The organism is Pseudonocardia sp. ICBG601, from assembly GCF_020496245.1.
Genome location: NZ_JAHLJA010000010.1, coordinates 1 through 19,281 on the forward strand (window position 1 = coordinate 1; position 19,281 = coordinate 19,281).

At 73.2% G+C, this 19,281-nt stretch carries 15 protein-coding genes, 1 tRNA gene and 6 pseudogenes; 16 read left to right on the forward strand and 6 right to left on the reverse strand.

What is annotated here, in order from left to right; all coding sequences use genetic code 11:
• Window positions 1-511 (reverse strand): annotated as a pseudogene (locus KPL57_RS06370) (epoxide hydrolase family protein); the annotation flags it as partial.
• 56 nt (window positions 512-567) lie between these two features.
• Window positions 568-1,326, reverse strand: coding sequence for an IclR family transcriptional regulator (locus KPL57_RS06375; RefSeq protein ID WP_226350878.1), 759 nt, complete (start codon window positions 1,324-1,326; stop codon window positions 568-570).
• A gap of 70 nt (window positions 1,327-1,396) precedes the next feature.
• On the opposite strand from KPL57_RS06375, the pseudogene KPL57_RS06380 reads away from it, so the two are divergent.
• The 5 genes and pseudogenes from KPL57_RS06380 to KPL57_RS06400 form a co-directional block, all read left to right on the forward strand.
• Window positions 1,397-2,598, forward strand: a pseudogene (locus KPL57_RS06380) (4-hydroxybenzoate 3-monooxygenase); the annotation flags it as partial.
• Between the two features lie 48 nt (window positions 2,599-2,646).
• Window positions 2,647-3,345 (forward strand): protocatechuate 3,4-dioxygenase subunit beta, encoded by a 699-nt coding sequence (gene pcaH, locus KPL57_RS06385; RefSeq protein WP_226350888.1) that lies wholly within the window; start codon window positions 2,647-2,649, stop codon window positions 3,343-3,345.
• Window positions 3,342-4,028 (forward strand): protocatechuate 3,4-dioxygenase subunit alpha, encoded by a 687-nt coding sequence (locus KPL57_RS06390; protein WP_226350879.1) that lies wholly within the window; start codon window positions 3,342-3,344, stop codon window positions 4,026-4,028. Before pcaH ends, KPL57_RS06390 begins: the two co-directional genes overlap by 4 nt.
• Before the next feature lie 128 nt (window positions 4,029-4,156).
• Window positions 4,157-4,729: a GtrA family protein gene (locus tag KPL57_RS06395; protein ID WP_226350880.1), complete on the forward strand. Its 573-nt coding sequence runs from the start codon at window positions 4,157-4,159 to the stop codon at window positions 4,727-4,729.
• Window positions 4,693-5,604: an alpha/beta fold hydrolase gene (locus tag KPL57_RS06400; RefSeq protein WP_226350881.1), complete on the forward strand. Its 912-nt coding sequence runs from the start codon at window positions 4,693-4,695 to the stop codon at window positions 5,602-5,604. Before KPL57_RS06395 ends, KPL57_RS06400 begins: the two co-directional genes overlap by 37 nt.
• 13 nt (window positions 5,605-5,617) lie before the next feature.
• On the opposite strand, the gene KPL57_RS71805 is transcribed toward KPL57_RS06400, so the two are convergent.
• Window positions 5,618-6,466, reverse strand: coding sequence for a methyltransferase domain-containing protein (locus tag KPL57_RS71805; RefSeq protein ID WP_374203675.1), 849 nt, complete (start codon window positions 6,464-6,466; stop codon window positions 5,618-5,620).
• Entirely contained in the window at window positions 6,463-7,056 is a 594-nt protein-coding gene (locus KPL57_RS71810) for a class I SAM-dependent methyltransferase (protein ID WP_374203677.1), read from the reverse strand. Before KPL57_RS71810 ends, KPL57_RS71805 begins: the two co-directional genes overlap by 4 nt.
• A gap of 279 nt (window positions 7,057-7,335) precedes the next feature.
• Between KPL57_RS71810 and KPL57_RS06410 the strand changes: the two genes are divergently transcribed.
• Window positions 7,336-8,190 carry a bifunctional methylenetetrahydrofolate dehydrogenase/methenyltetrahydrofolate cyclohydrolase gene (locus KPL57_RS06410; RefSeq protein WP_226350882.1) on the forward strand — a complete coding sequence of 285 codons (855 nt, stop codon included), beginning with the start codon at window positions 7,336-7,338 and terminating at the stop codon, window positions 8,188-8,190.
• Between the two features lie 147 nt (window positions 8,191-8,337).
• Entirely contained in the window at window positions 8,338-8,646 is a 309-nt protein-coding gene (locus KPL57_RS06415; RefSeq protein WP_043276732.1) for a DUF3017 domain-containing protein, read from the forward strand.
• A 449-nt stretch (window positions 8,647-9,095) separates the two neighbouring features.
• Here the strand turns inward: KPL57_RS06415 and KPL57_RS06420 are convergent, their stop codons facing one another.
• Window positions 9,096-11,324 carry an NADP-dependent isocitrate dehydrogenase gene (locus KPL57_RS06420; protein ID WP_226350883.1) on the reverse strand — a complete coding sequence of 743 codons (2,229 nt, stop codon included), beginning with the start codon at window positions 11,322-11,324 and terminating at the stop codon, window positions 9,096-9,098.
• 1,093 nt (window positions 11,325-12,417) lie between these two features.
• Between KPL57_RS06420 and KPL57_RS71815 the strand changes: the two genes are divergently transcribed.
• The 7 genes and pseudogenes from KPL57_RS71815 (at window position 12,418) to KPL57_RS06455 (ending at window position 16,525) form a co-directional block, all read left to right on the forward strand.
• Complete coding sequence (locus tag KPL57_RS71815; RefSeq protein ID WP_374203676.1) at window positions 12,418-12,798, forward strand: exodeoxyribonuclease III; 381 nt, start codon at window positions 12,418-12,420, stop codon at window positions 12,796-12,798.
• Complete coding sequence (locus KPL57_RS06430; protein WP_226350884.1) at window positions 12,795-13,607, forward strand: protein kinase; 813 nt, start codon at window positions 12,795-12,797, stop codon at window positions 13,605-13,607. The genes KPL57_RS71815 and KPL57_RS06430 overlap by 4 nt, the downstream gene beginning before the upstream one ends.
• A gap of 14 nt (window positions 13,608-13,621) precedes the next feature.
• A pseudogene (locus KPL57_RS06435) lies at window positions 13,622-14,546 on the forward strand (IS5 family transposase).
• Window positions 14,547-14,603: 57 nt separating this feature from the next.
• Window positions 14,604-15,106: pseudogene (locus tag KPL57_RS06440) on the forward strand (YbaK/EbsC family protein).
• A 342-nt stretch (window positions 15,107-15,448) separates the two neighbouring features.
• On the forward strand, window positions 15,449-15,754 hold the full coding sequence (locus tag KPL57_RS06445; protein ID WP_226350885.1) for a toprim domain-containing protein: 306 nt from the start codon (window positions 15,449-15,451) through the stop codon (window positions 15,752-15,754).
• 84 nt (window positions 15,755-15,838) lie between these two features.
• Window positions 15,839-15,937, forward strand: a pseudogene (locus KPL57_RS69380) (hypothetical protein); the annotation flags it as partial.
• A gap of 24 nt (window positions 15,938-15,961) precedes the next feature.
• Window positions 15,962-16,525 (forward strand): hypothetical protein, encoded by a 564-nt coding sequence (locus tag KPL57_RS06455; protein ID WP_226350886.1) that lies wholly within the window; start codon window positions 15,962-15,964, stop codon window positions 16,523-16,525.
• Window positions 16,526-17,840: 1,315 nt separating this feature from the next.
• Here KPL57_RS06455 and KPL57_RS06465 read toward each other — a convergent pair.
• Window positions 17,841-18,039, reverse strand: a pseudogene (locus KPL57_RS06465) (hypothetical protein).
• 176 nt (window positions 18,040-18,215) lie between these two features.
• On the opposite strand from KPL57_RS06465, the gene KPL57_RS06470 reads away from it, so the two are divergent.
• Both KPL57_RS06470 and KPL57_RS06475 read left to right on the forward strand, forming a co-directional pair.
• Window positions 18,216-18,285, forward strand: a tRNA-Asn gene (locus tag KPL57_RS06470).
• A gap of 174 nt (window positions 18,286-18,459) precedes the next feature.
• On the forward strand, window positions 18,460-18,687 hold the full coding sequence (locus KPL57_RS06475) for an SRPBCC family protein (protein ID WP_226350887.1): 228 nt from the start codon (window positions 18,460-18,462) through the stop codon (window positions 18,685-18,687).
• Window positions 18,688-19,281: the final 594 nt, after the last annotated feature.

The following is a 19,281-nucleotide window of genomic DNA, read 5'->3' on the forward strand; positions in this document are numbered from 1 at the left end:
GCGAAGCGCTCGTAGCCGAGCCGGTCCATCAGCTGCGCCCAGGCGACGGCGATCCGTCGCCCCCCCACCCGGTCGTCGTGGGCTTGCCGGAGAACCCGACCCGGGCAGCGTCGGCACGACGACGTGGAAGGCGTCGGCCGGGTCCCTCGGGGTCGTTCAGCGCGGGCAGCACGCCGAGGAACTCGACGAGCGAGCCCGGCCAGCCGTGGGTGAGCAGCAGCGGCAATCGCGTCCGGGTGCTTCGACCGGGCGTGCAGCACGTGGATCTCGACCGCGTCGTCGCCGCCGCCGTCGAGACCGGTGCGGAACTGCGGCCACGCGTTGATCTCGGCCTCGACGCGGCGCCAGTCGTAGCGGGTGCGCCAGTAGTCGCAGACTCACGGGCGTAGTCCAGCGGCACGCCCTGGGACCAGCCGTCGACCGTCGCCGGGTCCGGCCAGCGGGTGCGGGCGAGCCGCTCGCGCAGGTCGTCCAGCTCGGCGTCGGGGATCTCGATCCGGAAGTCGCGCACCCGGCCACGGTGGCACGGAACGTGACGACGGGCGCCGTGGCCACGGCATCGGACGATCACGATGCGGCGAGGGCCCGGCTGATCCCGCGGGCCGCCGCGCGCACCGCGGGCACCAGGGTGTGCGGGTTCGTCGCGGCCGGAACGACGATCGACAGCCCGGCGACGACCGGCCCGTCCCCGCCGCGGACCGGCGCGGCCACCGACATCGACACCTCCTCGATCTGCCGGTCGGACACCACGAACCCGCTGGTCCGGGCCTGGGCGAGCAGCGCACGGACGCCGTCGGGGCGGCACACCGTCCACGGGGTGAACCGGCGGATCGGGCGGGCCAGCACCGTCTCCACCGCCGCCGGGTCGGCGTGCGCGAGCAGCACGAGCCCGACCCCGGTCGCCGTCGACGGCAGCCGGGACCCGGTCCGCGAGACGATCGAGACTGCGCCGCGGCTGGACAGGCGCTCGACGTAGACGACCTCGCCGGGGTCGTCCGGGTCGAGCACGGCGAGCGCCACGTTGTGCCGGGTGACCTCGTGCAGGTCCTCCAGGAACGGCATCGCCGCCTCCCGCAGCCCGTGGCTGGCCGGGGCCAGCTGCGCGATCTCCCAGAGCCGCAGCCCGATCCGGTAGCGGCCGTCGTCGCCGCGGTCCAGCGCCCCGCCCGCGGCGAGCTCACCGGCGATCCGGTGCACCGTCGTCAGCGGGAGCCCGGTGCGCCGGGCGATGTCGGTCAGCCCGAGCACCGGGGCCTGCGGGCTGAACGCACCCAGCACGTCCAGCACCCGCGCGGTGACCCCCGACCGGACCGGACGTGTCCCCATGGCCGGGCATTCTTCCGCAGAGCGGAAGCGGGGTCGAATGCTCCGGTGCCGGGCCGGGAAGGTGATGCCCATGACGCAGCGACGCGAGACCCGGACCCAGGTCGGCATCGTCGGAGCGGGCCCCGCCGGGCTCGTCCTGGCGAAGCTGCTGGCGCTGTCCGGGATCGAGTCGGTGGTCCTGGAGTCCCGCGACCGTGCCTACGTCGAGGCGCGGGTCCGCGCCGGCGTGCTGGAGGCACCGACCGTGGAGCTGCTCCGGGAGATGGGTGTCGCCGGTCGGCTGGACCGCGAGGGCATGCCGCACACCGGCATCGCGCTGCGCTTCGCCGAGGCCCCGGCGCACCCCGCGCCGACCACCGCATCGACTTCGCCGACCTCGTCGGCACCGGCATCACCGTCTACGGCCAGCAGGAGGTCGTGAAGGACCTGCTCGCCGACCGCGTCGACGCCGCCGGGCTGCCGGTGGAGTTCGGCGTCACCGGCGTCGCCCTGCACGACGTCGACACCGACACCCCGTCGATCACCTACGCCGCGGCCGACGGCACCGCGCACGTCCTGCGCTGCGACGTCATCGCCGGCTGCGACGGCTTCCACGGCGTCTCCCGCCCGCTCGTCGCCCCGGAGATCGCCGAGCGCGTCTACCCGTTCTCCTGGCTCGGCGTGCTCGCGAAGGCCGCCCCCACCACCGACGAACTCGTCTACGCCCACCACGACGACGGCTTCGCGCTCTACTCGATGCGCAGCCCCGAGGTGACCCGGCTCTACGTCCAGGTCCCGAACGACACCGACCCGTCCGACTGGTCCGACGCCCGCATCTGGGACGCCCTGCACACCCGCCTGGCCTGCGACGGCTTCACGATCAACGAGGGCGAGTTCATCGAGAAGCCCTCGGTCACCCCGATGCGCAGCATGGTCGCCTCCCCGATGCGCCGCGGACGGCTGTTCCTCGCCGGCGACGCCGCGCACATCGTGCCGCCCACCGGCGCCAAGGGCATGAACCTCGCCATCGCCGACGTCCGGGTGCTGGCCGACGCGGTCGTCCGCGCGCTGCGCGACGGCGACGACGCGGGCCTCGACGGCTACTCCGAGACCTGCCTGCGCCGCGTCTGGCGGGCCGAGCACTTCTCCTGGTTCATGACCTCGATGCTGCACCGCTTCGACCCCGCCACCGAGGGCGGCGACGCGTTCGGCGTCGAGCTGCAACGCTCCCAGCTGCGCTACACCGTGACCTCCCGCGCCGCCGCGACGAGCCTCGCCGAGAACTACGTCGGCCCCCGCCCGGCGCCGTCTAGACCCACCCACCACGAGGAAGGACCGCCGATGCAGGGCTACGCCCCCGTCCCGGCCGGGACCCACGCACCGCTGCTCTCACCGGACTACCGCAGCACCGCGCTGCGGGCGCCGTCCGAGCAGCCGGTGATCCTGCCCCAGCGGCTCACCGAGATCACCGGGCCGCTGCTCACCGGGCCCGTCCGTCCCGGCGACGACGACCTCACCGTCGGTGCGCACGGTGAGGCCCAGGGACAGCGGATCGTCGTGTTCGGCCGGGTCCTCGACTCCGACGGCCGCCCCGTCCCGGACACCCTGGTCGAGGTCTGGCAGGCCAACGCCGCGGGCCGCTACGCCCACCGCTGGGACAACTGGCCCGCCCCGCTCGACCCGAACTTCACCGGTGGCGGCCGGGTCCTCACCGACGCCCACGGCGGCTACTCGTTCACCACGATCAAGCCCGGCGCCTACCCCTGGGGCAACCACCACAACGCCTGGCGCCCCGCGCACATCCACTTCTCGCTGTTCGGGCGCGCGTTCACCCAGCGGCTGGTGACCCAGATGTACTTCCCGGACGACCCGCTGTTCGCCCAGGACCCGATCTACAACGCGACGCCCGAGCAGGCGCGGACGCGGCTGGTGTCCACCTTCGACCTGGAGGCCACCCGCCCGGAGTGGGCGCTGGCGTTCCGGTTCGACATCGTGCTGCGCGGCCGCGGCGCCACCCGGTTCGAGGAGCCCCACGCATGAGCCTGCCGCTGACCCCGACCCAGACCGTCGGCCCCTACCTCGCGCTGGGCCTGCCCTGGCCGGACGGCCCGGACGTCGTGCCCGACGGCACCCCGGGCGCCGTCCTGATCGGCGGGACCGTGTTCGACGGGAACGGGGCACTCGTCCCGGACGCGCTGGTCGAGACCTGGCAGGCCGACCCGGACGGCCGCTTCGACCACCCCGACGACCCCCGCGGCGCGGCGAAGCCGTCCGTCGAGGGCTTCCGCGGCTTCGGCCGCTGCCCCACCGACGACGAGGGCCGGTGGTGGATCCGCACCGTGCTGCCGGGTGCGCTGCCCGCCGAGGCTCCGCAGGGTGCCGATGCGGGCTCCGCCGAGGCTCCGCAGGGTGCCGATGCGCGCTCCGCCGGGGCTCCGCAGGGTGCCGATGCGCGCTCCGCCGGCGCTCCGCACGGTGCCGATGCGCGCTCCGCCGAGGCTCCGCACGTGAACGTCTCGGTGTTCGCCCGCGGCCTGCTCGACCGCGTCGTCACCCGCATCTACTTCCCCGAGCACGCCGCGGCGCACGCCACCGACCCGCTGCTCACCGCCGTCCCGGCCGACCGCCGGCACACGCTCGTCGCCGTCGCGGACGGGCCGGGCCGGTACCGGTTCGACATCCGGCTGCGCGGCGAGGGGGAGACGGTGTTCCTCGCGTTGTGACGGCGCCCGGCCGCGCCGGCACCCGCCCGGGACCTCACCGGTGTGGCGGGTGTGACGCGTCCGGTTGATTCGGGTGATCCTTCGGGGGTACTCCTGCGAAGATCTACCCAGCAGGGGCGGGAGGACCGGTGGACGCAGCGCAGTCGGCACACGTGCCGTTCGGTGACCCGGCGCAGTCCGCCGCCCGGGTACGCGGGCGCGTGACGGGCGCCGTCGCCGCGGTGTCGCGGCGGTACCCCCTCGCCGTGCAGCTCGCCCGCTACGCCGTCGTCGGCGGCGGGGCGACCGCGCTGAACGCCGCGCTGTTCCTGCTGTTGCGCCCGGTGCTCCCGGCCGTCCCGGCGAACCTGGTCGCGCTGGTCCTCACCACCGCGGTCAGCACCGAGGCCAGCCGCCGCTTCGCCTTCGACGGCGCCCCCGCGCACCGGCTGCGCGAGTGGGTGCACGATGCGGGCACCGTCGCGTTCTACGCGACCTACACCTCCGCGGTGCTGCTCGCGCTGCACCAGGTCGCCGGGGACACCACACCGGGGGAGGAGGCGGCGGTCGTCGCCGCCAGCCTCGTCGGCGGGCTGCTGCGGTTCGCGGTGCTGCGGTTCTGGGTGTTCGATGTGGCACGCCCGGCCGCCGCCGGTGCGCGAGGCGACCAGGGAGGACGGCATCCGTGCCCGGAACAGCCGAGTTCGACGCCTTCGACCTGACCGTCGGGCCGCCCGAGGAGCGGGTCGTCGTCCACGGGGTGCGCGGCGGACAGGGCCCGCCGGTGCTGCTGCTGCACGGCTTCCCGCAGACCCACGCCATGTGGGGGCCGCTCGCGGCGGACCTGGCGCGCGACCACACCGTCGTCGCCACGGACCTGCGCGGCTACGGCGAGTCCGGCCGCCCCGCCGACGGCGAGAACCACGCCGGCTACTCGTTCCGGGCGATGGCCGCCGACCAGGTCGACGTGATGGCCCGCCTCGGCTTCGACACCTTCGCCGTCGTCGCCCACGACCGCGGCGCCCGCGTCACCCACCGGATGCTGCTCGACCATCCCGAGCGCATCACGCGGGCGGCGTTGCTGGACATCCTCCCCACCGCCTACGTTTACGCCCACACCGACCGGGCGCTGGCGACGGCGTACTTCCACTGGTTCCTGTTCATCCAGCCCGCCGACCTGCCCGAACGGCTCATCGCCGGCGACCCGATCGGCTTCCTGCACTCGTTGCTCGGCGGCTGGGGCTCCGGGCTCGACGCGCACCCGCCCGAGGCGCTGGCCTCCTACGAGCGCGCGTTCGCCGACCCGGCCGCCCGGCACGCGATGCTGGAGGACTACCGGGCGGGCGCCTCGATCGACCTCGACCACGACGCCGCCTCGGAGCGGGCGGGGGAGCGGATCGCCGCGCCCACCCTGGTGCTGTGGGGCGAGCGCGGTGTCGTCGGTGCCAACGCCGAGAGCCCCCTGGAGGTGTGGCGTCGCGCCGCCGCCGACCCGGACCTGGTCACCGGTGAGGCACTCGCCGGGGCCGGGCACTTCCTCGTCGACGAGCAGCCCGCCGCGACCACCGCCGCGGTCCGCGCGTTCCTGGGCGGCTGACCGCAGGCGGTCCTCAGGACCGGACGGCGTGCACGATGCCCCAGGTGAGCTTCCCGGCCCGCCCGCCGTCCACCCAGTGCTGCAGGCCGGCCTTCATCGCGGTGAGGTAGGGCCGCGAGATCGACGACGACAGCTCCTCCTCGTGCGCGACGAGCTCCTCGCGCACCCGGCGGTAGTGCGTCGGCAGCTGCCCGGCGTGGTCGTGGAACCGCACACCGGTGAAGCCGCGTCGTTCCAGCCCGTCGGTGTAGAAGCCGGGTGTGCCCATCGTGGACAGCGCGATCCGGTCCAGGATCGGCTGGATCGAGGACTGGTCCAGCCCGTCGACGGCCATCGGGTCGGTGAACACCACCTGCCCGCCCGGGCGCAGCACCCTGGCGACCTCGTCGAGCACCCGTTCCCGGTCGCCGGAGTGCAGGAACGCGTCCTGGGACCACACCAGGTCCACCGAGGAGTCCTCGACCGGAACGGCCTCGTAGCTGCCCGTGGTGACGGTGACCTGCTCGTCCAGCCCCTGCTCCCGGGTCATCCGCTCGTTACGGGCGTTCTCGACGGGGGAGAGGTTGAGGCAGTGCACTGCGGCCCCGTGCCCGGCCGCCAGCCTGCGGGCCGCGCCGCCGTAACCGGCTCCCAGGTCCAGCACCCGGGTGCCCGGGCCGACCCCGGCGACCTGCGCCATCCGGGTCACCGTGCGGGCGCTCGCGACCGAGATCAGCTCGTCCGGGTCCTCGTACACGCCGACGTGGATGTCCTCACCGCCCCAGACCCGCGCGTAGAAGGTGTCGGCGTCGTCGGAGTCGTAGTACGACCGGGCGGTGTGTTCGGCAGTGTGCTCGGCGGTGTGCTCGGGCGTCCGCGTCACGCGACGTCCTCCTGGTCGAGGTAGGCCTTCTCGGCGATGTGCACGAAGAAGTCGGGCTCGTCGTCGGCGTAGGTCGACTGGAAGTCGCCGTAGGTGTCGATCCGCTGGAACCCGACCTCCTGCATGAGCCGCCGGGTGTAGTCCTTGCGCAGCGGGAACATGTTGAGGTGGTAGCGGGAGCCGTCCGGGAAGCTGTAGCGGAACCGGGCCAGGCCGTCGTCGACGTACTCCGGCTCGGCCACGACGTCGTCGCCGCAGTAGTAGTACTGGTGCTTGGAGCTGAAGCCGTTGTCCAGGATCGCGTCGTAGTTGCGCTGGTCGAGGATCAGCACACCGTCATGGGAGAGCATGGCGTAGAACTCGGCGAGCGCCTTGCGGCGGTCACGTTCGGAGAACAGGTGCGTGAACGAGTTCCCGAGACAGATGATCGCGTCGTACTCGCCGTGCACGTCCCGGTTCAGCCACCGCCAGTCGGCCTGCACGACGCGCAGCACGTGCCCGCCGAACTTCATCCCGTTGGCGAAGGCCTTCGCCAGCATCTCGGCGCTGCCGTCGGCGGAGACGACGGTCTCGAAGCCCTCCTCCAGCAGCCGGACGGAGTGGAAGCCTGCGCCCCCGCGGTGTCGCTCTCCACGCTCATGGGAAACTCCTCGTCGAGTTCATGACCGGCCGTGCACCGGTGGTGTGATTCTCCTCTCATAGAGATCGTTCATCGCCCCTCCGTACGGCCAGACCCCGGCCTGTGCTCCGGTTGCACGCGATCGGACCGTCGTCGCAGGTCGCGGGGGCGGCGTCCCCTACCCGCCCGGCACGCGGGCGTCCTCCGGTCAGGTTCGACCGGCCCGGGCACTGCCTGAGAGGATGCCCGGGTGAGCGCACGCGTGATGGACGGCAAGGCGACGTTGGCGGAGCTGCTCGACGACCTGCGGGGCCGTGTCGAGAAGCTGACCGCCGCCGGGGTGACCCCCGGCCTGGGCACGGTGCTGGTCGGTGACGACCCCGGGTCACATGCCTACGTGCGCGGCAAGCACCGCGACTGCGCCAAGGTCGGGATCACCTCGCTGCAGCGTGAGCTCCCCGCCGACGCGAGCCAGGCGCAGGTCGAGGACACGATCGACGAGCTGAACGCCGACCCGACCTGCACGGGCTTCATCGTGCAGCTCCCGCTCCCGGACGGCCTCGACGCCGGCGCCGCGCTGGAGCGGGTCGACCCGGGCAAGGACGCCGACGGCCTGCACCCGACGAACCTGGGCCGGCTGGTCCTCGGCGAGCCGGGACCGCTGCCGTGCACCCCGCGCGGCATCGTCGAGCTGTGCCGCCGGTTCGGTGTCGAGCTGGACGGGGCGCGGGTCGTCGTGGTGGGTCGCGGCGTGACCGTCGGCCGCCCGCTGGGGCTGCTGCTGACCCGCCGCTCGGAGAACGCGACCGTCACCCTGTGCCACACCGGCACCCGGGACCTGACGGCGCACCTGCGGGAGGCCGACGTCGTCGTCGCCGCCGCGGGGAGGGCCGGGCTCATCACCGCCGACCAGATCAAGCCGGGCGCCGCGGTGCTCGACGTCGGGGTGACCCGGACCGACCTGGGTCTGGTCGGCGACGTGGCCCCCGAGGTCGCCGAGGTCGCCGGACTGCTGGCGCCGATGCCGGGTGGTGTGGGGCCGATGACCCGCGGGATGCTGCTGACGAACGTCGTCGAGGCAGCCGAACGCAGCTTGTCGGAGTGAGCGTCGGTACTGGACGCAGCTTGTCGGAGTGAGCGTCGGTACTGGACGCAGCTTGTCGGAGTGAGCGTCGGTACTGGACGCAGCTTGTCGGAGTGAGCGTCGGTACCGGACGCAGCTCGTCGGAGTGACGGACGGCAGGGAGCAGTGATGGTGGAGACCCGCTCCGGGCACGGTCTGCGGGCCCGGCTGCGGGCGCACTGGCCGCTGCTCGTCGTCCTCGGGGTGTCCCTGGTCGGTCTGCAACGGGTGGTGACCGAGCACTGGCGCGAGGGGTCCGCGGCGTTGGCGGTGGCGATGCTGGTCGCCGCGGGGCTGCGGGTGGCGCTGCCGCCGGACCGGGTCGGGCTGCTCGCGATCCGCGGCCGCTACGCCGACGCGCTGGTGTACGGCGGGTTCGGCGTCGTCGTCCTGCTGCTCGCGCTGACGATCACGCAGGGCTCGCTGACGATCAGCTGACCCCGCCCCGGTCCGGGCCGGGGTCAGCTCCGGCTGCCGCCGGTCGTCTCGGGCCCGGCGGGACGCCTGGTGGGTGGCCGGCGCGGGCCGGCGGGGCGCTTGCTGCCCGGACGGCCGGGGCCGGTGCTCGTCGCCCGCGGTACTCGCACCGGAGCGCCCGACGGGGCGGGGGAGCGCGGCCCGGTCGGGGTGGTGCGGGGCAGGGCGATGATGATCATAGCTAACGTAATTGTACCGGCGAGTACGGTCGGACCGTGACCGGGGTTGCGCCGGACGGGTCAGTGACGTCGCCCACGGCGCCGCTCATGATCACTCGATGATCGCAACGATCACCCTCCGGCCACCCGGACGGCGGTGTGGTGTCGCGAACGGGTCCACGGATGGTGGTCGTCCGGACACGGCGACGGCCCGCCCTCCCGGCGGCGGGGGACGGGCCGTCGTCGGTGGGGCTACTTGCCGGCGAAGGCGTCGATCGCCGCGTTGAACGTGGCGCTCGGCCGCATGATCACGTCGGTCTTCGCGCGGTCGACGTAGTAGTAGCCGCCCAGGTCGACCGGGTCGCCCTGGACCGCGTTCAGCTCACCGACGATCGTGTCCTCGGCGGCGGCGAGCTTCTCGGCGAGCGGGGCGAAGATCGCGGCCAGCTCGGTGTCCTCGGTCTGCGCGGCGAGGGCCTGCGCCCAGTACAGCGCGATGTAGAAGTGGCTGCCGCGGTTGTCGAGCTCCCCGACCTTGCGCGACGGCGACTTCCCGTTCTCCAGCAGCCTGCCGGTGGCCTCGTCGAGGGTCTGGCCGAGCAGCTTCGCCCGCAGCGGCTCCTCGGTCTTCGACGCCAGCATCTCCAGCGAGACGGCCAGCGCGAGGAACTCGCCGAGGGAGTCCCACCGCAGGTGGTTCTCCTTCTGCAGCTGCTGCACGTGCTTCGGCGCGGACCCGCCGGCGCCGGTCTCGAACAGGCCGCCGCCGTTCATCAGCGGGACGATCGACAGCATCTTCGCCGACGTGCCCAGCTCCATGATCGGGAACAGGTCGGTGAGGTAGTCGCGCAGCACGTTGCCGGTGACCGAGATGGTGTCCTCGCCCTTGCGGGTCCGCTCCAGGGTGTAGCGGGTGGCCTCGGCGATCGGGAGGATCTCGATGGTCAGGCCGTCGGTGTCGTGCTCGCCCAGGTACTTCTCGACCTTCGCGATCAGCTGCGCGTCGTGGGCGCGCGCGGAGTCCAGCCAGAAGACGGCGGGGGAGCCGGTGGCCCGGGCCCGCTCGACGGCCAGCCCGACCCAGTTGCGGATCGGGGCGTCCTTGGTCTGGCAGCCGCGCCAGATGTCACCCTCGCCGACCTCGTGCGAGAGCTTCTCCTCGCCCGTGGCCGCGTCGACGACGCGCACGGTGCCGGCGGAGGCGATCTCGAAGGTCTTGTCATGGCTGCCGTACTCCTCGGCCTTCTGCGCCATCAGGCCGACGTTCGGGACGGTGCCCATCGTCGTCGGGTCGAAGGCGCCGTTGGCCTGGCAGTGCTTGACGGTCTCGTCGTAGAGCGGGGCGTAGGACGAGTCCGGGATGACGAACTTGGTGTCCTGCAGGGCGTCGTCGGCGTTCCACATCTTCCCGGAGGAGCGGATGGCGGCCGGCATCGAGGCGTCGATGATGACGTCGCTGGGGACGTGCAGGTTGGTGATGCCACGCGAGGAGTCGACCTGGGCCAGGGCCGGGCCGGTCTCGTAGGCGGCGGTGATGGCCTTCTCGATCGCCTCGCGCTTGTCGGCGGGCAGCTTCTCCAACGCGGTCAGGATCGAGGCGAGACCGTCGTCGGGGTCGGCGCCGACGGAGGCGAGGTCGTCGCCGTAGGAGTCGAAGACGTCGGCGAAGTAGGCGCGGACGGCGTGCCCGAAGATGATCGGGTCGGAGACCTTCATCATCGTGGCCTTGAGGTGCACCGAGAACAGCACGCCCTTGGCCTTGGCGTCGGCGACCTGCTCGGCGAGGAAGGCCCGCAGTGCCTCGCGACGCATGACGGCGCCGTCGAACACCTCGCCGTCCAGCAGCGCGATCTTCTCCTTCAGCACCGTGACGGTGCCGTCGGCGGCGACGTGCTCGATGCGGACCGCGCCGTCACCGGCGGCGGTGAACGAGGTCTCGGAGTGGCGGAAGTCGCCCTCGTCCATGGTGGCGACGTGGCTGGTGGAGTCGGGGCTCCACGCGCCCATCGAGTGCGGGTGCTTGCGGGCGAAGTTCTTCACCGACAGCGGGGCGCGGCGGTCGGAGTTGCCCTCGCGCAGCACCGGGTTGACCGCGGAGCCCTTGACCGAGTCGTAGGCGGCGCGGGCGGCCTTCTCCTGCTCGGTCTGCGGGTTCTCCGGGTAGTCCGGTACGTCGTAGCCGGCACCCTGCAGCTCGGTGATGGCCGCCTTGAGCTGCGGGATCGACGCCGAGATGTTCGGCAGCTTGATGATGTTGGCGTCCGGGGTCTTCGCCAGCTCGCCCAGCTCGGCCAGCGAGTCCGGGACGCGCTGGGCCTCGGTCAGCCGGTCCGGGAACTTCGCCAGGATCCGGGCGGCGAGGGAGATGTCGCGGGTCTCCACGTCGACCCCGGCCTGTCCGGCGAAGGCCTCGATGACCGGCAGGAAGGAGTGGGTCGCCAGCGCCGGCGCCTCGTCGGTGTACGTGTAGGTGAGCTTCATCGCGTCCTCAGGCCTGCCTCGGCTCGTCGTGTGTGCTGCCGTGTCCAGCGAGCGGGCCGCGACGGCGCCGGCGGACGGGCCCGGGACGACCGGGCGGGTCCCCGGCGCGGCGACCCGCTGACTGGGCCACACGCTATCTGTTCACCGGCTCCGCACGCCCGTAGGAGTAACCGGCCCGACACCCCCGTGATGGTCGAGCCCGTGGCCGCGGACCGGCTACCGTGGTCGGCGGCAGCGTCCGACGGGAGGGGAACCACGGTGGCGAAGGTCTTCGGGCTCACCCGGAAGTCCCTCCTGAGGGCTGGCCGCTGGTGGGGCTCATCGGTGTCGGCCTGACGGCCGTCGCACTCGCCTACGGCGGTGTCACGGGCGATCTGGAGACGACCGGCTGCCGTGTCGTCGTGCAGGGCGAGCAGGTCACGGTGCGCGCGGCCCCCGGCAACTCGGCGGCACCGTCCGCACGCTGCCGGTCGGCACCGAGGTCGCGGCCGAGACGATCGTCGACGGCGGCTTCCGCAAGCTCACCGAGCAGAACCAGTGGGTCCCGGTGGACTCCGTCGCCGCGACCCCGGGCAGCCGGTGCTGAACCCGTCGCGCAGCGTGATCATGGGTGCGGCACAGTAGACGGCGTGAACGCCCTCGCCACGGTCAACGTCAACGGGGTCCGTGCCGCCACGACAAAGGGGCTGCTGGAGTGGCTGGCCGCGACCGACGCGCGGGCGGTCTGCCTGCAGGAGGTCCGGGCCCTGCCCGACGAGCTGCCGGCCGCCTTCCTGGCCGCGCTCGACGCGGGCGGCTGGCACCTGCGGCTGGCGCCCTCGCTGACGGCGAAGGGGCGCAACGGCGTCGCCGTGCTGAGCCGTGACGAGCCGGAGGCCGTACGGATCGGTCTCCCGAGCGGAGCCCGCGGAGCGAGCAACAGCACCGACCCTGCGACCGACCTCGACGGCCGCTATCTCGAGGTGGACCTGCCGGGCGGGCTCACCGTGGCCTCGCTGTACCTGCCCAAGGGTGAGGCGGGCACACCGAAGCAGGACGCCAAGGACGCGTTCTGCGCCGCGTTCGGCGACCACCTGCGCACCGCGTTCGGCCGGTGCGCCGCCGCACCGGCCGGGAGATGGTCGTCGGTGGGGACTGGAACATCGCGCCCACCGAGCTGGACCTGCGCAACTGGCGCGGGAACCGGCGCAACTCCGGTTTCCTGCCGCACGAGCGGGAGTGGTTCGCGAAGCTGCTCGAACACGGCTGGCGCGACGTGGTGCGCGAACGGCACCCGGGCGTCGACGGGCCGTACTCGTGGTGGAGCTACCGCGGGCGGGCCTTCGACAACGACACCGGGTGGCGGATCGACCACCTGCTCACCACGCCCGGGCTCGCCGACGCGGCGTACGAGGCCGTCGTGGACCGGGCACCCGCACACGACCGGCGCTTCTCCGACCACGCCCCGGTCGTCGTCCGGCTGGGGGCCGCGTGATCGCCGGACGGATGGTCGACGGCCGCTACCTGCTGCTCGACGAGCTGGGCCGCCGCGGCTTCGGGCCGACCCACCGCGCCGAGGACCGCATCACCGGCCGCACCGTCGCCGTCACCGAGATCGCGCTGCCCCCGGTCGCGGGGGTCCGGGAGCGGCTGCTGACCGAGGTCCGGGCGGCCGGACGGCTGCGGCACCCGTCGGTCGTCGGGGTGCTGGACCTGGTCACCGACCGGTCCTCGGCCGGGGACATGCGCGAGTACCTGGTTACCGAGCACCCGGACGCACGGCCGCTGGGCGCGGTCGTCGAGGCGGAGCCGCCGTCGCCCCGGCAGGTCGCGCTGGTCGGGCGGGACGTGCTGGCCGCGCTGCGGGCGGTGCACGCCGACGGCGGCACCCACGGCGGGCTCGACGCCGACGCGGTGCTGATCACCGCGGAGGGCCGCGCCCTGCTCACCGACGTCGGTCTCGCCCGCGCGGTCGGCCCGCGCCCCGGCGGGACCGGTGCGCCCGCCGCTCCCGAGGGCACCGACACCCCGGCCGCGGACCTGTGGTGTCTCGGCGTCGTCCTGCGCGAGGCGGTGGGCCCGCGGCCGCCGGCGGGCAGCGCGCTCGCGACGGTCCTGGACGGCCTCACCGCCGACGACCCGGCCGACCGCCCGACCCACGACCGGGCCGCCGAGCTGTTCGAACGCGGTGCCCGGCCCCGGTCCCAGGGCGGGGACCTCGGCCGCAACCGCTGGATCCTGCTGGGCGTGGCCGGGGTGCTGGCCGTGGTCGTCGTCGTGTTGCTGGTCCTCGCCGTCCTCTGAGAGCGTGTTTGGAAATGGTGGGTGTGTCGGGATGGTCGACACGGCTGGGGTGCTCCATCGTGGTCGGCATGCAGGAACGACCGCGCCGGTACCCCTCGGACACCAGTGATGCCCAGTGGGTGGTGATCGAGCCGTTGTTACCGCCGCTCGCGCGGCGGGGGCGGCCTGTTGCTCATGCTCGTCGGGACGTGCTGGACGCGATCTTGTATGTCGTGCGGACCGGGTGTGCCTGGCGGGCGTTGCCGGTGGACTTCCCGCCCTGGCAGACCGTCTACTGGTACTTCAACCAGTGGGAACAGCAGAAGGTCACCGAGAAGATCCTCCCGGTCGTGCGGGGGCAGTTACGTATCGCCGAGGGCCGTGATCCGGAGCCGAGTGCGGGGATCATCGATTCCCAGTCGGTCAAGGGCGCCGACACCGTCGGCCAGGACTCCCGCGGCTACGACGCCGGGAAGAAGACAGGCGGACGGAAACGGTTCATCGTGACCGACACCCTCGGTCTGCTGCTGACCACGATGGTGTGCTCGGCCTCGGTACAGGACCGCGACGGCGCCAAGCCGATCCTGCTCAACCTCTACCTGCGCACCAGGGTGCGGTTCGTCTACGCCGACGCCGGCTTCGCCGGGCGACTGCTCGACTGGGCCGCCACGATCCTGCAGACAACGATCGAGATCATCCGCAAGCCACCCGAGCAGCGCGGATTCACCGTCCTCCCACGAAGGTGGGTGGTCGAACGGACCCTGGCCTGGCTCACCGCACACCGACGCCTGGCCCGAGACTACGAACGCCACCCCACCACATCCGAAGCCATGATCCGCTGGGCCGCGATCAACACCATCACCCGCCGCATCGCCCGTGGATACCCCGCCACCCGCCAGCAGAAACACACGACACCCTCAACCCACTAGAATTTCCAAACACGCTCTGAGGAACCGCTGACGAGGAACCTCCGGGGAACCCGGCAGCGGCCGCGCGCGGTGCGGGCAGGATGTCCCGGTGAGCCCGAGCGTCGAACACCCCGCCGACCACCCCCGCGTCGCCGCCGTGAAGGAGGCGCTGCGCCGGGCCGGTGCCGATCCCGCGTCGATCGCGGGCCTGGTGCTGCTGCCCGACGCGGTGACCACCGCCGCCGCGGCGGCCGCCGCACTGGAGGTCGAGGTCGGCCAGATCGCGAACTCGCTGGTCTTCGACGCCGACGGCGCCCCGCTGCTCGTCCTCACCTCCGGCGCGCACCGGGTGGACACCGACCGGGTCGCGGCCCTGGTCGGCGCGCAGCGGGTCGGACGGGCGTCGACGGAGTTCGTGCGCGAGGCCACCGGGCAGGTCATCGGCGGGGTCGCCCCCGTCGGGCACCCGGCGCCGGTCCGCACCCTGGTCGACGTCGCGCTGGGCGGTTCGACCGGGTCTGGGCGGCGGGCGGGGTGGCCCGCTCGGTGTTCCCGACGACGTTCGACGAGCTCGTCGCCGTCACCGGCGGCACGCCCGCCGAGGTCGCCTGAGCCGTATTCCGTACCGGGCGTGATCCATCGCCGGGAAACGGACGGTCGCTGCGGTGTTCCGTGAAACCTAGTGTGGGTGGCATGGCCGATACTCCTGCCGCCCCTGTCCCGGCCGAGGCCGTCCCGCCGGTACCCCTCCCGACCCCCGCGCCCGCCGAGCCGGTCCCTCGGACTCCGCGTTCCGCCGGGCCCTGCGCCGGGTCCGCGACGGGTCGACCTCGACGTCACCGAGGCCGCGGTGCTGCTCGCCGCCCGCGGTGAGCACCTGGAGGAGCTGCTCGGCCACGCCGGCCGGGTCCGCGACGCCGGACTCGTCGAGGAGAGATCGCGAAGACCCGGCAGGTGGTCGTCGTCGAGGGCTACACCGACGTCATGGCGATGCACCTGGCCGGGGTGACCACGGCGGTCGCGTCCTGCGGCACGGCGTTCGGCACCGAGCACGTCTCGGTCATCCGCCGGCTGATCGGCGACGACTCCTTCGATCGCGGCGAGGTCATCTACACCTTCGACGGCGACGCGGCCGGGCAGAGCGCCGCGATGAAGGCGTTCGAGGGCGACCAGAACTTCGCCGCGCAGACTTCGTCGCCGTCGCCCCGGACGGTCAGGACCCCTGCGACCTGCGCAACAACCACGGCGACGCCGCCGTGAAGGACCTCGGCGCCCGGCGCGAGCCGCTGTTCGAGTTCGCCATCCGCACCGAGCTGCGCAGCCACGACCTTCGCCAGCGCCGAGGGCCGGGTCGCTGCGCTGCAGCGGACCGTCCCGCTGGTCGCGCAGATCAAGCGGGAGGACCTGCGCGACGAGTACGCGCGACGGCTGGCCGGCTGGGTCGGCTGGGACGACATCGCCGTCGTCGTGCGACGGGTGCGCGAGAGCGCCGGGGTGTCGCCCGAGGGGGGCCGCTCCCGGCGTCGCGCCCCGCTGCCCGCCCCGAAGCGCGACGACACCCAGCTGCACCTGCAGCGCGAGGCGCTCAAGGCGGCGCTGCAGATCCCCGGCGTCGTCGGACCCGGCTTCGACGAGCTGCCCGAGGCCGGGTTCACCCACCGCAGCTGGCCGCGGTGCACCGGGCGATCATGGGCGGGCGGGGTGTGCGCCGGGCTGGACGGGTCGGACTGGCTCGACGCCGTCGTCGCCGAGGGTGCGGGCGACGACGTGAAGCGCCTGGTCAGCGAGCTGGCCGTGGAGAACCTGGAGCTCCCCAAGCGCAACACCGACGAGGGTCCGCTACGTCAACGGCGTCCTCGCCGGGGTCCGGCTCGGCCTGGTCGAGCGCGAGATCGCCGACTCAAGTCGCAGCTGCAGCGCACCAACGCCGAGACCGACCACGACGAGTACATGGACCTGTTCGGCGTGCTCGTCCCGCTGGAGCAGTACAAGATCCAGCTGCGCGAGCAGGCGTCCGGGGTCGCGTCGTGACGGGCTTCTGGGCGCGGCTGCTCGGCCGCGAGCCGGTGCCCGACGCGGTCGCCGACGCCCTCGCCGACTCCGAGGCCGTCGTCGCCACCGCGCAGCCCCGGACGGGATGCTCGTGGTCACCTCGTGGGGGATCTGGCCGCCCGGTGGGGAGCGGCTGGGCTGGCACGAGATCGCGAAGGCCACCTGGACAAGGTCAGCCTGGTCGTGACGCCGACCTCGGCCGAGCAGATCGCCCCCGCACCGAGCTGCTCGCCGACGGGCGCCCGCTGCGGTTCCGGCTCACCGACCCGGGGAAGGTGCCGCAGGCGGTGCAGGAGCGGGTCACCCAGTCCATCCGCACCCGGAACGGCGCGAGCTGCCCGGGGGAGGGGTCTGGGTGCTGCAGCGCCGGGTCCCGGCCGCGACGGGCTGGTCCTGCAGGTGCGCCCCGACCGGGGGACCGACCCGGTCGCCGCCCCGGAGGCTGGCGGAGGGCATCGCCGCACGACTCCCGGACGAACCGTGACACGACCAGCTGGGACCCGGAGCTCTACCGCGCTTCGACGACCACCGCTCGCGCCCGTTCCTGGACCTGCTGGCCCGGGTGGGGAGACCGACCCGGCGCTGACCCGGGTCGTCGACGCGGCTGCGGCCCCGGCCACTGACCGGGCTGCTGGCCCGCCGCTGGCCGACGGCGACGGTCGAGGCGTTCGACTCCTCCCCGGACATGGTCGCCGCGGCCCGCGCCGCCGGCGTCGACGCCGCGCAGGTCGACGTGCGCGACTGGACCCCGCCCCGCGACACCGGGGTGCTCCTGACCAACGCGGTGCTGCGTGGGTGCCCGAGCACCCCGAGGTGCTGCGCCGCTGGATGGCGTCGCTGGCGCCCGGCGCGTGGATCGCGGTGCAGGTCCCCGGCAACTTCGACGCGCCCTCACACGTGCAGAACCCGCGAGGTCGCCACGCTCCCGCAGTGGCGCGACCGGATTCGTGCTGCGCGGCAACGAGACCGTGCTCGACCCGCTCGGCTACGCCGACATCCTGGCCGCCGCGGGCGCCGACGTCGACGCCTGGGAGACGACTACCTGCAGCGGCTCGACGGCGACGACCCGGTCCTGCGCTGGATCTCCGGCACCCGCTCTGCGCCCGGTCCGCGACGCCCTCGACGACGACGCCTACGACGCGTTCGTCCGCGAGCTCGCGCCCCGGCTGCGGGCGGCCTACCGCCGAGAGGCCGACGGCGGCACCTGGTTCCGTTCCGCCGGTCTTCGCGGTCGCCCGCACACGCTGACCGCCCGTCCCGTGACCCGGGACGGGTCACGGGACGGGGCGAGCCCTCAGTGCCCGGTGTTCTGGCCGCCGCGCACCTTGTCGAGCGCACCCTCGACACCCGCCCGCGCGACGCCCGCGGCGCCCTGCACCGCGGGATGGTCCGCCGCCCGGTGATAGGCACGGGACGAGCTGTTCGTAGCGCTCGTGACCGGCTCTGGTGCCGAGGACGTACCCGACGGCGACACCCACGAGGAATTTGACCATTCCCCTCACCTCCGACCGCGACCGTACCCGGACCGCGGGCCGCTGTCCGACCGCCACCCGGATGGGGCTCCGACCTGCGGGAACAGCGGCCGAACGGGGGGTTGCGAGAGGGCTGTACGGGGTGTTGTAGAGTTCTTCTCGTCGCCGGGAACACCATCCGGAACGGCATGAAACGGTCCTCCGTAGCTCAATGGCAGAGCACCGACTGTTAATCGGGCGGTTATTGGTTCGATCCAATCGGAGGAGCATTTCCCGAGGTCAGTCAGGTGACCCGGGCAGCCACTCACGATCGAACCCCGAGACCATCACCGATGGTTCCGGGGTCGCTCCGTCTCCGGGGACGATCCGACGGTCGTGGACGCCCGTGGTCACGGTCACTAGCGTGTGCACCCTTCGTCCGGAGCCCCTGGAGCACCCGCCGTGAGGTACACCGTCTCGACCGAGATCGCCCTGCCGCGGGAGAGCGTGGTCCAGCTGCTCGCCGACCCCGTCCACCTGCCGAGATGGCTGCGCGGCCTGGTGCTGCACGAGCCCATCGACGGACTGCACGGGGAGGGCGGTACCCGGTCGCGCGTCGTGCTGCGGACGGGAGGGCAGGAGATGGAGGCCGTCGAGAACCATCACGCGCCGGGAACCGGCGGAACCTGAACGGGATCCCGGCGGACAGGGTCGTCCACTTCGAACGTGAGATCGTCGCCGACGGTATGTGGAGTGCCGCTCGGGAACGGTTCACCGAGGCCGGTCCGGGGACGACGCTCTGGACGAGCGAGAACGAGTACCGGTTCAGCAGCCTGTCCATGCGACTGGCGGCGCCACACTCCTGCGCGGCGTCTTCCGCCGGCAGTCACGACTGCACATGCAGGACTTCGTGGCATTCGCCGAGCGGGGTGCCGACGTCCGTGACGCGGAGGGTTGACCGCGCCGCGCGCGACGGTGCACGTGCCCGCCGGGGCGGTGTAACGCGGCATCGCGGCGATCCGACATCGGACCGCAACCCCACACCGGACGTGGAGGACCCGCGATGTCGAACGTCGTGCTGAAGCTCGCCCAGGCGGATCGGGATCGTCGTGCTCGCCGTCCTCGTCGTCGGCACGGTGATCGGCATCCTGCAGTGGGTCGTCGTCGCCGCCGGTCTGGTCGCGCTGCGGTGGCGGGCATCTGGCTGTACTCGCGTCTGTCCGGCCGCTCGTCGGCGAGCCCCGCGCGGCGGTCGGCCCCGCGGCCCACCCGCGCCGACCGTGC

Bases quoted from the DNA above. Each gene is read 5' to 3' on its own strand.
- KPL57_RS06375 (WP_226350878.1), bottom strand. From the start codon at position 1,326: ATGGGGACACGTCCGGTCCGGTCGGGGGTCACCGCGCGGGTGCTGGAC.
- pcaH (WP_226350888.1), top strand. From the start codon at position 2,647: ATGCAGGGCTACGCCCCCGTCCCGGCCGGGACCCACGCACCGCTGCTC.
- KPL57_RS06390 (WP_226350879.1), top strand. From the start codon at position 3,342: ATGAGCCTGCCGCTGACCCCGACCCAGACCGTCGGCCCCTACCTCGCG.
- KPL57_RS06415 (WP_043276732.1), top strand. From the start codon at position 8,338: ATGGTGGAGACCCGCTCCGGGCACGGTCTGCGGGCCCGGCTGCGGGCG.
- KPL57_RS06420 (WP_226350883.1), bottom strand. From the start codon at position 11,324: ATGAAGCTCACCTACACGTACACCGACGAGGCGCCGGCGCTGGCGACC.